10 protein-coding genes are annotated in these 14,435 nt (G+C 56.4%); all 10 read right to left on the bottom strand.

Annotated elements, in window-relative coordinates; all coding sequences use genetic code 11:
• Positions 1–50 precede the first annotated feature (50 nt).
• The 10 genes from ABGT88_RS01620 to murD all read right to left on the bottom strand — a co-directional run bounded on the left by ABGT88_RS01620 (position 51) and on the right by murD (position 14,426).
• Positions 51–3,833 carry a beta-N-acetylglucosaminidase domain-containing protein gene (locus ABGT88_RS01620; RefSeq protein WP_346700046.1) on the bottom strand — a complete coding sequence of 1,261 codons (3,783 nt, stop codon included), beginning with the start codon at positions 3,831–3,833 and terminating at the stop codon, positions 51–53.
• A 271-nt stretch (positions 3,834–4,104) separates the two neighbouring features.
• Positions 4,105–5,376: a serine--tRNA ligase gene (serS, locus tag ABGT88_RS01615; protein WP_298662240.1), complete on the bottom strand. Its 1,272-nt coding sequence runs from the start codon at positions 5,374–5,376 to the stop codon at positions 4,105–4,107.
• Positions 5,377–5,405: 29 nt separating this feature from the next.
• Positions 5,406–5,855: a GatB/YqeY domain-containing protein gene (locus tag ABGT88_RS01610; RefSeq protein ID WP_087409369.1), complete on the bottom strand. Its 450-nt coding sequence runs from the start codon at positions 5,853–5,855 to the stop codon at positions 5,406–5,408.
• Positions 5,856–5,881: 26 nt separating this feature from the next.
• Positions 5,882–7,108 carry a cell division protein FtsZ gene (gene ftsZ, locus ABGT88_RS01605; protein ID WP_087409368.1) on the bottom strand — a complete coding sequence of 409 codons (1,227 nt, stop codon included), beginning with the start codon at positions 7,106–7,108 and terminating at the stop codon, positions 5,882–5,884.
• A 12-nt stretch (positions 7,109–7,120) separates the two neighbouring features.
• A complete protein-coding gene (gene ftsA / locus ABGT88_RS01600; protein ID WP_087409367.1) occupies positions 7,121–8,542 on the bottom strand; it encodes a cell division protein FtsA in 1,422 nt (473 codons plus the stop codon).
• 23 nt (positions 8,543–8,565) lie between these two features.
• Entirely contained in the window at positions 8,566–9,294 is a 729-nt protein-coding gene (locus ABGT88_RS01595) for a cell division protein FtsQ/DivIB (RefSeq protein WP_346700043.1), read from the bottom strand.
• Positions 9,295–9,299: 5 nt separating this feature from the next.
• Positions 9,300–10,670: a UDP-N-acetylmuramate--L-alanine ligase gene (gene murC / locus ABGT88_RS01590; RefSeq protein WP_346700041.1), complete on the bottom strand. Its 1,371-nt coding sequence runs from the start codon at positions 10,668–10,670 to the stop codon at positions 9,300–9,302.
• On the bottom strand, positions 10,667–11,779 hold the full coding sequence (murG, locus tag ABGT88_RS01585; protein WP_087409411.1) for an undecaprenyldiphospho-muramoylpentapeptide beta-N-acetylglucosaminyltransferase: 1,113 nt from the start codon (positions 11,777–11,779) through the stop codon (positions 10,667–10,669). Before murG ends, murC begins: the two co-directional genes overlap by 4 nt.
• 10 nt (positions 11,780–11,789) lie before the next feature.
• Positions 11,790–13,070 (bottom strand): FtsW/RodA/SpoVE family cell cycle protein, encoded by a 1,281-nt coding sequence (locus ABGT88_RS01580; protein WP_346700039.1) that lies wholly within the window; start codon positions 13,068–13,070, stop codon positions 11,790–11,792.
• 12 nt (positions 13,071–13,082) lie between these two features.
• On the bottom strand, positions 13,083–14,426 hold the full coding sequence (gene murD / locus ABGT88_RS01575) for a UDP-N-acetylmuramoyl-L-alanine--D-glutamate ligase (RefSeq protein ID WP_258327715.1): 1,344 nt from the start codon (positions 14,424–14,426) through the stop codon (positions 13,083–13,085).
• Positions 14,427–14,435 lie beyond the last annotated feature (9 nt).

The raw sequence follows: 14,435 nt of genomic DNA, 5'->3' as shown, positions 1-14,435 counted from the left end.
AGGCAGCCCTGGTTTACCTTATGTTCACAACCGGCACAGAAGCCACGGAATCAACGTCTTACCACCTTGGCCGTAGTGATGGTACCCGACTCGTCGACCACCTGAACAACCAGGATGGCCGGAGTTGAGGCACCGAGGTCGAGCGTGAAGCTGGTCGCATCGGGAGCCGACTGATGGAGCAACCGTCCATAGAGGTCATAAATGCGGACGGCACTCAGCATCGTCTGACCGCTCACGACAAGCCGACCGCCATAGGTATAGACCCGGACGGTATCGTCAGCACTCTCCCCGGCCAACTCGGTAATGCCGGTGCCTTGCGGTTCCTTGTATTCGCCCGACGGGATAATCTCGTAGAGGGTCGGGATATTGTGCTCGTTCCACTCGATGCGCACGGCCGTCACCATCTCGTAGTCACGCGTGTCGATGACGGTGGCCAGGTGGTCGAGCGTTCCGGCTTCCACCCATTGAGAGCCATCGTAGAGCGAGACGGCAGGCAATTCGTAGTTGGCATCGAAGGTGGTGTTGTGGTAAATCTCAACGGCCTCGATGTCCATATTCTCGATGAAGGTGTGTTCCACATAACCGGCCTCTTCGGCTCGATAGTTGGTAATCATGTTCTTGTCGGACAGGGCCGAAATCATGGCCTGGTTGTGGTCGGTAGTCTGTGTCACACGGTCTGCCATGACACAACCGAACTCTGCCACCTTGAGCCAATAGCTGCCGATGATATTGGTAATATACAGGCGGAGATACTTACCCGTAGCGCCATTGGCATTGGTGGTGAATGAGTGGGTGTTGGCGTTGATGCCGCCACTGTCGTAGGCTGCCACCTTTGTCCAGCTCTGCCCGTCCAACGACACCTGAAACTCTCCGCTGCCGATGAGCTGGTCGTTCTCCATGAAGGTAACCGTTATCTCAAAAATCGAATGTGGCTCGGCATACTCAAGTTGCAACCAGTCGCCCACCTGCGGCTCGGCGTTGCTCCAGAAGTGCGTACCGGGGTTACCGTCCACGATATTGCCGATATTGTAGCTCTGGTAGGTGCCGAGCGAAGTGCTGGGTGTGGGCTTGCCTATCTCGGAGGTAGCACCTGCCACAGAGCAGGAAAATTCGGCCAGCTGCATCCAGAACGAACCTTCGACACTGGTTACCATCAGGCGGACATATCGGGCATTGGTACCATTGGCTGCACAGGTATAACGATTATTGACCAGACTGCCGTGGCTGTATTGTGCTATGGTAGTCCATTCGTTGGCGTCGGTAGAGAGTTGAATATCGGCCGTACCGGAAAGGATGTCTTTGCCCGTGAAGACGAGGGTGACGTTGTCGATCGAGTAGACATCGCCGTAGTCGAGCTGGATGTAGTGCCCCGCTGCCGTGTTCTCACCGCTCCAGAAGAAAGTACCGGTGTTGCCATCGACAGCCAGCTCGAGGGGATAAGAGACATTACCATCGGTGTAGACCTTCAGGTTTGAGGTAATAACCGGGGTAGGTACGACGATTGCGCCCGACGACAAGGAGACGGTCAGAACATCAAAGCCAAGCGATTCCGCCTCGCCGCCGGCAGTGCTGCGAACCAGACGAACGTAGGCCGCATTCTGCGACGACACGGGCAGAGTGGCTGGAGTCCATATCTTGCCATTGATCGAGGTCTCGAAGGTCACCCCTTCAGGCAACTCCATCTCGCCGACTGCCACCTTCTCGATAGCCCCGAGGTAGAGGCCCACGTAATCGCCCCCGGCCAACTCGACACCGCTCAGCCCCGAAAGTGTGGCCCCGGCATCCGTCACAGTCAGGTTGAAAGCCGCCGGGTCCAGGTTGGTGACAACCTGCGCCTGCTCGGGTTCCGTCCAGTCACCGGGGAGGTTGGCGCCCAGGGTCTCATACAGATAGTCCACAAACGGACGGGTGTAGGAGTTGGCCGGATGCACTTCGTAGCTCACCACGTGCGAGTCGGTGCCGTATCCCTCGAGCTCGGAGATAAAATACTGCGGCTCGATGCCCAAACCCGTGTAGAGCGAAATGATGCTTGCAAACGATGTCCAAGAGTCGGAGCGGCTCATCGACTCGCCGTTCTCGAGCAGGTCGAGCGACTTCTGGATGATAGTGGCGTAAGCCTTCAACTTGGCACACCAAGCCTTGACGTCGGTGGCAAACAGGCGGTAGTCTCGGTTGTCGCTGTTTGCCATCACGGTTTCGATATATTCGCAAGCGGCTTGCAACCGGGCCATCTCCTCGCGGATGGCCGCGCCCTCTGCCGGGAAGTTGCCGTCGCTGTATTTTGTCTTGAATGCGTCGTAAAGATCAATAATCTCCTGATCTTCATAGATAGCATCGGTATAGCGGGCAAAAAGCCGTATCTGGTTCGCTGTCTCCGTATCGCCCGCTTCGGCCAGGTAGTCGAAGCAGTCGTTCCAGTTTTGCGTCACGTCGAACTGATTGGGATTCCAGCAATAGTCTGCCAGGCCGAACAGCCCCACCTTGGCAGCCTGCGACTGCTTCTCGGGGTTGAGGATGACACCACCCAACGTGCTGATGCCACCCTTCTCGGGAACGAGGTTGTAGTGAGCCGTGAGTTCGCGCATGTAGAGGCGGTCGTCGTTGTTGTCGTTGACCGTCGCGTTCCACCAGAACAACGGGTTGCGTCCTATGTAGCCTGCCATCGCATCGCAATCCTTCTTGTCCAGGTCGCCGCATACGGCATAACCGGTGAAACCGATGACCACGTCCTTGTCAACACTTGCCATCTGAGTCAGATAGGAAGCTGCTCCCTGATACATCAGCGCGTATGTGGCAGGCACATAGAAAAGGGGGGCAATCTTCTCGTCCTCAGTCTGGCTGGGGAACTCCTCCTTCAGCCGCTTCTGCGTCTGGTCAGGCAGGTGAGCCTGCATCTGTGCCGACGGGTTGCGATCCATATCGTCGATACATACACTGAAAGCACGCACGCCCAGGTCGTACATGTGGTGATATTTCTGCATCAGCAACTCCACGCCTTCATCTACCGTCGCCGTGCTGGAGAAGTCCATCGACACTTGACCGCCGGGAGCCAGACCCGGATGGGCAGCCCAGACAAAGTGCACGTTGCAAGCCCGAGCAGTCTCGGCCATGCGGCGCACGTCATCTTGTGTAATCCACCCCATGCGGCGTTGCTCTTCAGTGATCTCTGTCGGATACTCCTCCGTCCAATAGCCCAGGTGGTAAGGGTCCATCTTGGGTGCATAGATGAAGACGTTCATCTTGAAACGCTTGAAGAACTCGAACAGGCTGCAGTGTGCATCCACCGAATAGGGGTTGCCATAGAATCCCTCGATTGCACCACGCCACTGGCAGTGAGAGTAATCTTCATAAGTCACCTCGTGCAGCGCAGCCCCTGCGGCCTGCTCCAGAATCTGCTCCAGGGTGGCGAAGGCATAGTATTCCGAACGCTCGCCATTGCCCAGCACCACGATGTTGCCGTCGGCAATCTGCATCACATGGGCGTCAAAGCGGTTGGGCGCCTCGGTGAACACCTCCTTGGAGACACCCCGGCTCGTGGCATAGGCATCTGCCACATCGCCCGAACCGGCCACACCCACATACAGGTTGGTCAACCCGGGCGAAGCCGACTCGCCCAGTTGGCAGGTATACCCGGCCGCCTCCAGCACCTCCTGGATACGGTCCTTGGTCACGTGACCGATACCGGGACCGCACACCACGTTGACAGTCGGTGTCAACTCTACTGTGCCGCTCCCTTCGGTCGTCCGCTGGGGAATGGGATAAATGGTATAGGTCTGAGCATGAGCCACCGTCATACCAACCAGACATACAATCAGTAACAAGATTTTTTTCATGGAATTATAGAATTTCGGTTAACAGGTATTAGCAGGTTATAGTTATCTGGAAATTTGACAATTAGCGATAATCGCCATATCTCTGTCGTATGGAGATACAAAGCCATGCCTGCAATCGCCATACTCGTAGAGACAAAGTTAATGAATTATTCTGTATGGGCGATAACTTCGTCAAGTTTTTGATACTACAATACAAACAGCAGGGGTGCCCCAAAAGAATGGGACACCCCTTGTGTATCTATGTTTGTCCCGGCACCAAGGCCGCAGGCAATCAGTCGATGATGTCGAAACCGCAGTAGGGAACCAGCACTTTAGGTATCTTGATACCCTCGGGGGTCTGGTTGTTTTCGAGCAGAGCAGCCACGATACGCGGCAAAGCCAGTGCACTACCGTTGAGGGTGTGGCACAGGTGCATCTTCTTGTCGGCACCGCGGTAACGACAGTGCAGACGGTTGGCCTGGTAGCTTTCGAAGTTGGAAACCGAGCTAACCTCGAGCCAGCGTTTCTGAGCAGCCGAGAATACCTCGAAGTCGAAGGTGATGGCCGAGGTGAAACTCATGTCGCCACCGCACAGACGCAGGATGTGCCAGGGCAATTCGAGACGCTCGACCAGACTTTGCACGTGGTCCTTCATCTCCTCGAGAGCCTCGTACGAGTGGTCGGGGTGCTGTATCTGTACAATCTCTACCTTGTCGAACTGGTGCAGACGGTTCAGACCGCGCACGTCTTTGCCGTACGAACCGGCTTCGCGGCGGAAGCAAGCCGAGTAAGCGGTATTCTTGATAGGCAGGTCGCTCTCGTTGAAAATCACGTCGCGGTAGAGGTTGGTCACCGGTACCTCGGCGGTAGGAATCAGGTAGAGGTCATCCTCGTTGCAGTGGTACATCTGACCCTCTTTGTCGGGCAGCTGTCCCGTGCCGTAACCCGATGCGGCATTCACCACATAAGGCGGCTGTATCTCCAGGTATCCGGCCTCACGGGCGGCGTCGAGGAAGAACGAAATCAAGGCGCGTTGCAGGCGGGCACCCTTGCCTTTGTAGACGGGGAATCCGGCACCGGTAATCTTCACGCCCAATTCGAAATCGATAAGGTCGTATTTCTTGGCCAACTCCCAGTGAGGCAGAGCATCCTCGGGCAGGTTGGGCATCACGCCACCGGTCTTCTCGACAATGTTGTCGGCAGCGGTACGTCCCTCGGGCACACCGGCATAAGGCAGGTTGGGGACAGTCAACAAAATATCGGTAATCTCTTTCTCGGCCGATACCATCGACTCTTCGAGCGCTTTGGTCGACTCCTTGAGGGCAGCCGTCTGAGCTTTCACGGCCTCGGCCTCCTCTTTCTTTCCGGCTTTCATCAGTTGCCCGGTCTGGGCGGCCAATCCTTTCAGTTCGGCCAATTTGCCATCGAGTTCGGCTTGCGAAGCGCGACGGATTTTATCCAGTTCGAGTACCCGGTTGATAGCCTCTCTCCCGTCGAAATGCTTGATAGCCAACCGGCGAATCACATCTTCGGGATTCTCTTTAATGACACTAAGTGTAAGCATAGTCTAAATTTCGTATATTGTATTCTCGTTTACGACAACAGTTCTTTTACTTTGGCCGAGATGGCACGACCGTCGGCACGACCGGCCAACTGTTTGGAGGCCACGCCCATCACCTTGCCCATCTCTTGCGGTTTGGTGGCACCTACCTGAGCAATGATGGCCTTGAGGGCTTCGGTCAGCTCCTCGTCGGTCATCTGTTTGGGCAGATAGGTTTCGATAACGGCAGCTTCGGCCAGTTCGGGTTCGGCCAAGTCGGGACGGTTCTGCTCCGAATAAATCTGTGCGCTCTCCTTGCGCTGTTTTACCATCTTGGCCAATATCTTCATCGCCGTCTCGTCCGACAGTTCGCCGTCGGCACCCTTGGCGGTCTTTGCTTCGAGAAACTCTTTCTTGATACCCCGCAGGGCTTCGAGTCTTACCTTGTCTTTTGCCAGCATGGCACTTTTGATGTCGTTGCTGACCTGATCAAATAAATTCATAATCTATACTATTTTACAGGTTTCAATCAAAACTTTATGGAACGGCGGTTGCTCGTCGGCTCCTCCTTGCGCTTCTCGCCTCCCTCGAAATTGTCGCGGAAGTCTTTGGGACGATCGTAGGCCGGGGCATTCTCGAGCTTCTCGATCAACGCGTTGTTGTCGAGCTGGTCGGGACGCAGCACGATGTACTGCGACTGGGCTATGTGCTCGTCGGCATCGCCGCCGTACTCGCCCTTGAAGGTGAGGTCCGATACCTCGAAGCCCGTGGCCAGAATCGTAATGCGCACCTTCTTGCCCAGCGACGAATCGTGGGTATAGCCCCAGATTACCTTCACCCGTTTCTTGAAGCGGGTCATAAAGGCGTTCAGCTCCTTGGCCTCTTCGATACGCAACTCGTCGGTCTCTTCGGGCGAGAAGTAGAGGTTGAAGAGCACCCGCTCCGAGTCGTAGATGTCGCTCTCCTTGAGCAGCGGCGAGATGAGCGCGTTCTGTATGGCCTTGCTCATACGGTGCTCGCCCTCGCCCTCGCCGGTACTGATGACGGCGGCGCCTCCATTTTTCAGGGTGGTGCGCACATCGGCAAAGTCGAGGTTTATCTTACCGTTTTTCGACACCAGTTCGGCAATGCTGCGGGCCGCGTTGGCCAGGGCATCGTCGGCTTTGGAGAAGGCATTGGTCCACGAGAGGTCGGGATAGATTTTGCACAGACGCTCGTTGTTGATTACCAGCAGGGCGTCGACGTGCTTGCGCATCTCCTCGACACCGGCAAAGGCCTGCAGAATCTTGGGCTCGCCCTCGAAGAGGAACGGTATGGTAACGATACCTACCGTGAGCATGCCCTTCTCCTTGGCGATGCGGGCCACTACCGGGCCGGCACCCGTACCGGTGCCTCCACCCATACCGGCGGTGATGAATACCATGCGGGTCTCATCCTCGAAGAGGGACGAGATGCGACCGTCCAGTTTCTCATACTCCTCGGCCAGGCGCTTGCCCTCCTCGGGCTCGCCGCCGGCACCCTCGTCGCCGATGGCCACCTTGATGGGGACCGGCGAGTCGAACATGGCCTGGGGATCGGTATTGCACAGGGCCAGACTCACGCCCTGAATATTCTGCCGATACATGTAGTTGACAGCGTTTCCGCCACCACCACCTACGCCCACGACCTTTATCTTGATAGGCTCTTCTTTCCTCTCTCCGACCCCGGGGACGATGAAGTCGGGCAACTTGGAGCTATTTATATCTACATCGTTCATAACCTTCTTCTTTTAATAGTTATCGTTTTCATCATCGAGCAGAGTCTCGGCCTTCTTGACCATATCTCTCAACTTACCGAATAAGCCGGGCTTGTTGGCTTTCTCCTTTTCCTTACGCTCTTTCTCGCGTTTCTTGGCCTCTTCGGCTTCGCGTTTGCGGCGCTCCTTCTCGGCCCGTTTGCGACGCTCCTGTTCCTCTTTTTCGCGAGCCCGTTGCTCTCTCGGGTCTACGGGTTCCTCTTCCTCCTCGACCTGCGGCTCCACCTCGGGGGTCGCAGCCGGCCGGGCTATTACCTCCACGCAGTTTTCACGGCCCGAATAGAGCAGGCCCAATATCTGCAGATAGTCGGCGCTCTTCGATTGCGAAGCTACGTCGAGCAACATATCCTGACGGAGGGCACCCTTGCGAACCTTGATGTCGCACTTCTCGGCCAGGAGCTCGGTGAGGTTGGAGAGCTTGGAGGCTCCGCCCACAATCACCATGCCGGCGCCCAGGCTCTTGCGGTCGCACTTGGCATAATCGAAGTGTGCGTTCACGTTGGCCACAATCTCTTCGATACGAGCCTTGACCACCTTCGAGAGGTCGAGGCTCTTGATTTCCGAACCGCTCTCGCCGCGCAGTGTAATGTTCGACTCCTCGCCCACCATCTTGGCCGACCCCAAACGAATCTTGAACGACTCGGCCTCGGCGGCCGTCACGTTCAGCGTCATAATGTCGCGCGTGATGTTCTGCCCGCCCAGCGGTATGGTCGAGAGGTAACGCAAGAATCCATCCTTGTAAATCGAGACGGTAGTCGTGTCGGCCCCGAAATCGACCAGCATGACACCGGCCTGACGCTCCTCGTTGCTCAAGGCCACATAGGCGGTCGAGAGGGCCGTGGGTATATAATGAGCCACCGTCAAATCGCCTTGGAAACAGCGGGCGGCACTTTTTTTGAGTTCGTCGCGGGCCACAATCAGCTTCACGCCCATCTTCAGGCTCGAGCCAACCAGCTCTTCCCGACCGATGCGCGGCTGATCGTCGACCGTCACTTCGGTGCGAACCACCTCCAGAATATCGGCTCCGGCGATAGGCATCTCGCGGGCCTCCTCCTGCAGGTGTTTGATTATATCTTCGTTGATGAGCGTACCCTCGGGATAATCGCGGCTGATCAGATGATCCTCGGCATGGAGCGACTGACCGCTGATGCCGACATAGACCTGCTTGATCTTCTTCGAGGTCCCTATGCGGTTACTCAGTTTGACTATCAGGCGTCTGATTTTTGCCGATACTTCGTCGGGGCGAACCACGAAACCGCGTTTCACACTCCCGCTCAACGATTCGGTATCTACGCCAAGCACAGTAACAACCCCCTTGAGAGAACGGGTTGCTATGGCTCCTCTTATCTTCGAGCTCCCGATCTCAATAGCTACTATGTATCTCTCCGTATCCATATCTTTCTCTATTAGTTTTTATTTCACCACTTTTTTCTACGCGTACAAACCACCTGATTCTTAAACTTCAGTGAAACGGTGTCGTACATCGTCCAACCGGTCTTGCTGAATACATCCTTATAGACCAGCATCAGATTGTCGAACTTCGTCTCATAATCCTCCACCGAGCCCAGCAGAATCGTCTGCTTGCCGACCCGGGGCACCAACTCCACTTCATGACGCTCATTGACATAAATTTGTTCAATCTGAGCATTCCAAAAAGGATGCCCGTAAATATACCGGGCCATCGGCAACAGGTCGAGATAGGTCAGCGTACTGTCTACCTGCCCGGTCACCAGAGGCAACGGGGTGCGATACTGCGCCACGGCAACAATGCGATGCCCTTCGGTATCGACGTAATAGTTGCTGCCATTGGCCATCACCCGCATTACGGGAATGCGCTGGGTTACCTTCACACACACGGTGCCCCCTACCTCCTTGTAACACTCGACCGAACCTAACACGCCATTCAGCATGAGGGTTCGCTCCATATCTTCGGTATTGACCTCCCCCATCGGTTTTCCGCAGGGGTCCAAATCGTACTCTTCGATATATCTATATACATCGGCCGGTGAGATATAGTGATGCGTAGCACTGTCCAGGACCTCGACCTGCAAGTCGAGACACTTCTCCTCGGCCGCATGCGAGCGGAGGACAAAGAACGCGACAAACAGGTAGACCACAAGCACTACCATCAACAGAAATCTCAACAAGACCTTCATTTTGCCTCCACGATTGATGCTATCTCAGGAAGCAGACGATCTATATCGCCGGCTCCCATCGTCAATAAAATGTCAAAGTTACACTCTTTTATCCGTTCTAACAACTTTTCGCGCAAACAAAGTTCTTTATCTCTGCATGTTATCCGGTCGAAAATAAGTTGCGACGTGACTCCCGGTATAGGCAATTCGCGAGCCGGATAAATATCGAGCAGTATCACCTGGTCGGCCATCGACAGCGCCTCGGCAAACTGGGGCGCAAAATCGCGGGTGCGACTATACAGGTGGGGCTGGAAGATAACCGTGAGTTTACGCCCGGGATAGAGGGCCCGTACCGAACGGATACTGGCTTTCAGCTCGTCGGGGTGATGGGCATAATCGTCTATCATCACGCGGTCGTCGCGTTTCACCCAGAACTCGAACCGCCGCTTGGCTCCCTTGAACGAGGCCATGGCCCGCCGCATGTCGTCGTCGGCCACCCCGTTCAACCGGGCTATGGCCATGGCGGCCACGGCATTCTCGATGTTGATGTCGACGGGGACACCCAGCTCGACATCGGTCACCACACCGTCGGGGGCTACGAAGTCGAAGAGAATCGTACCGTTGCCCACCCGAATATTATCGGCGTGGAAATCGCCGCCGTCGCGGGCCGAATAGGTGTAGACCTTCACCCCCTCCTGCACACGGGGCACCAGCTTGATACCCTTCTTGATGACCAGACAGCCACCCGGCTGGATGAGCGAGGTGAAGTGTGCGAAGCTCTCGAGATAGGCCTCCTCGGTACCGTAGATGTCGAGGTGGTCGGGGTCGGTAGCCGTCACCACCGCCATATAGGGGTGCAACCAGTGGAACGAACGGTCGTACTCGTCGGCCTCGATTACCGTAAAGGGCGAGTGGTCCGACAGGATGAGGTTGCTGTTGTAGTTGCGCAGGATACCGCCCAGAAAGGCGTTGCACCCGATGGGCGACTCGTGAAAGATGTGGGCCGCCATGCTCGAGGTGGTCGTCTTGCCGTGCGTACCCGAGAAGCAAAGCCCCTTGCTCGACCGGGTGATGAGCCCCAGCAGCTCGGCCCGTTTCACCACCTTGAAGCCGTGCTCTCTGAAGTAGACCAGCCCGGCATGTGTGGCGGGAATGGCCGGGGTATAGACGACGAGCGTCGTTTTCGGGTCGCGGCAATAGTCGGGGATGAGGTCGACCGACTCGTCATAGACAATCTCGAGCCCCTCGCTCTGCAAGGCTTCGGTCAGGGGCGACGAGGTGCGGTCGTAACCGGCCACCCGGTATCCCTTTGCCAGGAAATAACGCACCAGCGCACTCATACCTATGCCGCCGGCACCTATGAAATAAAGCGAACTGTACTGTTTCATTTTTTATCGACTATGTCAAATATTATATCGGCAATACGCGCGGCCGAATCGCGCTGAGCCAGTTTCGAAATCTGCCGGCTCATCGACTCCAGACAATCCTCGTCGTTCACCACCGAGAGGGCGCAGGGCATCAACCGCTGACGGGCCTCGGCGTCGCGCACCAGAATGGCGGCTCCCTTCGACGAGAGGGCCTCGGCATTCTTGGTCTGGTGGTCTTCGGCTACATTGGGCGAAGGTACCAGAATGGCCGGCTTACCCAACAGGCAGAGCTCCGAGATAGAGCTGGCTCCGGCCCGCGAAATCACCAGGTCGGCAGCCTTGTAGGCCAAGTCCATGCGAGCTATAAAGGGCATCTGTTTGATGCAGGCCGGGTCGCCCGCCGCCTTCAATGCGGCGCGGGCCTTCTCGTCGAACCGCTTGCCGCACTGCCAGATAAACTGCACGCCGCTCTTCACGATTTCGGGGATAGACTCGACAACGGCCGTGTTGAGGGTGAGAGCCCCCAGACTGCCGCCGATGAGCAGAATGGTCTTCTTGTGCGGGTCGAGCCCGAAGAAGTCGAACGCCTCGTCGCGAGTGAGCCGGTCGTTGCACAAGTCCTGCCGCACGGGGTTCCCCGTAAGCACTATTTTACCGGCGGGGAAAAACCGCTCCATCCCCTCATAGGCCACACAGATGGTGTGCGCCTTCGAAGCCAGCAGTTTGTTGGTGACACCCGCATAGGAGTTCTGCTCCTGAATGAGGGTGGGCACCCCCCGGCGGGCTGCCGCCCACAGCGTGGGACCGCTGGCATAACCGCCTACGCCCACGGCAATATCGGGGTTGAACCCGCGCACAATCTGGCGGGCCAGCCGCAGGCTCTTGCCCAACCGCCACAACACCTTGAAGTTGGCCAGCAGGTTGCTGCGGTTGAAGCCGCTCACGGGAAGCCCTTCGATGCGGTATCCGGCAGCCGGTACCTTCTCCATCTCCATCCGGTTCTCGGCCCCGACAAACAAGATGTCGGCCTCGGGGCAACGGGCCTTTATCGCATTGGCAATGGATATGGCGGGGAAGATGTGCCCCCCGGTACCACCGCCGCTTATCAATACTCTGATTGCTCGTTTCATCATAGCCTCCTTATGCTAAATTGGTGGGATTGGCAGCCTGCAAATCTTCGGGCAAACCGCTCTCCCGTTCCGACTTGATATTTGCTCCTGTATCTTTCACGGCATACCGGCTCACGCTGAGCATGACCCCGAAGGCAAAGCTCATCATCCATATCGAGGTTCCACCCTTACTGATGAGCGGCAGCGGCTGACCCGAAACCGGGAATACCCCTACCACGATAGCCATGTTGAAGAGAGCCTGCAACACAATCATCACCGCCATACCCATCACCAGCAGGGCCGGGAAGGCTTTGGTGCATCGCCGGGCAATGAGCCCCGCCCGCGCCAGAATCATGAGGTAGACCAGCAATAGTCCTACCCCGCCGACCACAAAACCCAGGTCTTCGATGATGATGGCATAGATATAGTCCGAGAAAGCCAGCGGCAGCCGCGAAGCCTCCCGACTGTTGCCGGGCCCTACACCGGTGATACCACCGTGGGCCATCGCCATGGCAGCCCGATGCTCCTGACGGTTGGCATCGGTCGTCTCTTTCTCATACTCGGGCGTCGAGTCGAAGAAGTCTTCCAACCGGCTCTTCCACGTAGAGCTTCGCTGGATAAGCACATCTTTCTTCTCACCATCCTGGACCGTCTGTTCCTGCTTGTTGAAGAGTTCACTCTCGGTCAGAATATCCTTGGCCTGCATCACGGCCAGTGCCAGGACGAGATAGACCAGAAAGATAATGCCCAACTTGTACCACTCCACACCGCCTATCAGCATCATGCACACGCTGATGCCGATAAACAGCAACGTGTTGGTGAGCCCTTGGGTAAACAGCAGACCGCTGAAGATGGTCACCAGCACCACGACCAGCACCACTCCCTTCGTGTTCACCCCTCGCTTGATTTGCGATTTGGCCAGCACGGTTGCCATGGCCAGCACGATGGTGACCTTGGCCACCTCCGAACCTTGCAGCGAGACTCCCCACACCGTGATGGTACGCTTGGCCCCATTGAGCATGTCGCCCCAAAAGAGAATGCACACCAGCAACACGATGGCCGCCGGTATCATCAGATAGGCCATCACCTTGAACCACTTGTAGTGCACCCTCGAGGTCACATAGGTTATCAGGAATCCCGAAAAGAGAAGCAACACATGCTTGATAATAGGGGTATAGACATCGCCTCCCGTAATCTCCCGGCTGATGGCACTATATACCTCGACCACCGAAACGATATACAGGATGATGATGATGCCCCAAATGTAGGGATCGCTCCTCCTCGGTTTCTCAACTGCCTCTTCTTTCATCATTTCGTTCTCGTTTTATAAAGCTCTTACACACGCCTTGAACTGGTCGCCCCGGTCTTCGTAGCTTTTGAACAGGTCGAAGCTGGCACAGCAGGGCGACAGCAACACGGTATCGCCCGGCGAAGCGAGGGCATACGATTTGTCTACGGCCTCTTTCATCGAGCGGGCCTCGGTGATATAGGGCACCTTCCCCTCGAAGAAGGCGTGCAACTTGCTGTTGTCGACCCCGAGGAACACCAGCGCCTTCACCTTATCGCGCACCAACTGCTCGATTTCGGTATAGTCGTTACCCTTGTCCTTGCCGCCCAGAATGAGCACCACGGGGGTCTTCATACTTTCCAGTGCATACCAGCACGAGTTGACATTCGTAGCCTTCGAGTCGTTGATGAACTGCACACCCCGCACCGAAGCAACCCGTTCGAGCCGATGCTCTACCGACTCGAAGTCGCTCAATGCCTTGCGTATGGTCTCCTTCTTCACATTCAGCAGGCAGGCCGACAGGCCGGCAGCCATCGAGTTGTAGAGGTTGTGGCGGCCGTGCAGCGACAGTTCGTCGGCCTTCATCGTGAGTTTCTCCTCGGGGGTGTCGAACGTCAGCTCCCCGTGGTCGGTATAGGCCTGCGTGCCGGGCTCGTGCGTCTCGGCAAAGGGGTAGCGTTGCGACTGGAGGGTGAGGGTCGACAGCTTCTCGTTGATGACGGGGTCGTCGTTCCAGTAGATAAAGGCGTCGTCCTCGGTCTGGTTGCGTATGATGCGGAACTTGGCGTTCACATAGTTCTCCATCTTGTAGTCGTAGCGGTCGAGGTGGTCGGGCGTGATGTTGAGCAGCACGGCGATATTGGCCTTGAAGTCGTACATGTTGTCGAGCTGGAAACTGCTCAACTCGATGACGTAGTAGTCGTAGTCGCAGGTAGCCACCTGCAGGGCCAGACTCTTGCCCACGTTACCGGCCAGGCCTACCTTTAACCCGGCACTCTTCAGAATATGGTAGGTGAGCAGGGTCGTAGTCGTCTTGCCGTTGCTGCCGGTAATGCACACCATACGGGCATGCGTATAGCGACCGGCAAACTCGATTTCGGAGATAACGGGGATATTCCGCTCGCGCAGAGCCACAATCATGGGGGCATTCTCGGGAATGCCGGGGCTCTTGACTACCTCGTCGGCATTCAGTATCAGCTCGGGGGTATGGTGACCCTCTTCCCACGCAATACCGTAGTGGTCGAGCTGCTGTTTATATGAGTCTTTGATCGACGACATATCCGAAACGAATACATCGAAACCCTTTACCTGAGCCAGCACGGCGGCTCCCGCACCGCTCTCACCAGCTCCCAACACTACAATTCTCTTTTTCTTTTCCATATCGAAACA

This window comes from Barnesiella sp. An22 (genome assembly GCF_963931395.1).
GTDB classification, from domain to species: Bacteria; Bacteroidota; Bacteroidia; order Bacteroidales; family Barnesiellaceae; genus Barnesiella; species Barnesiella merdigallinarum.
The sequence above is the reverse complement of the archived record's forward strand: the minus strand, read 5'-3'. Positions and strand labels throughout refer to the sequence as shown.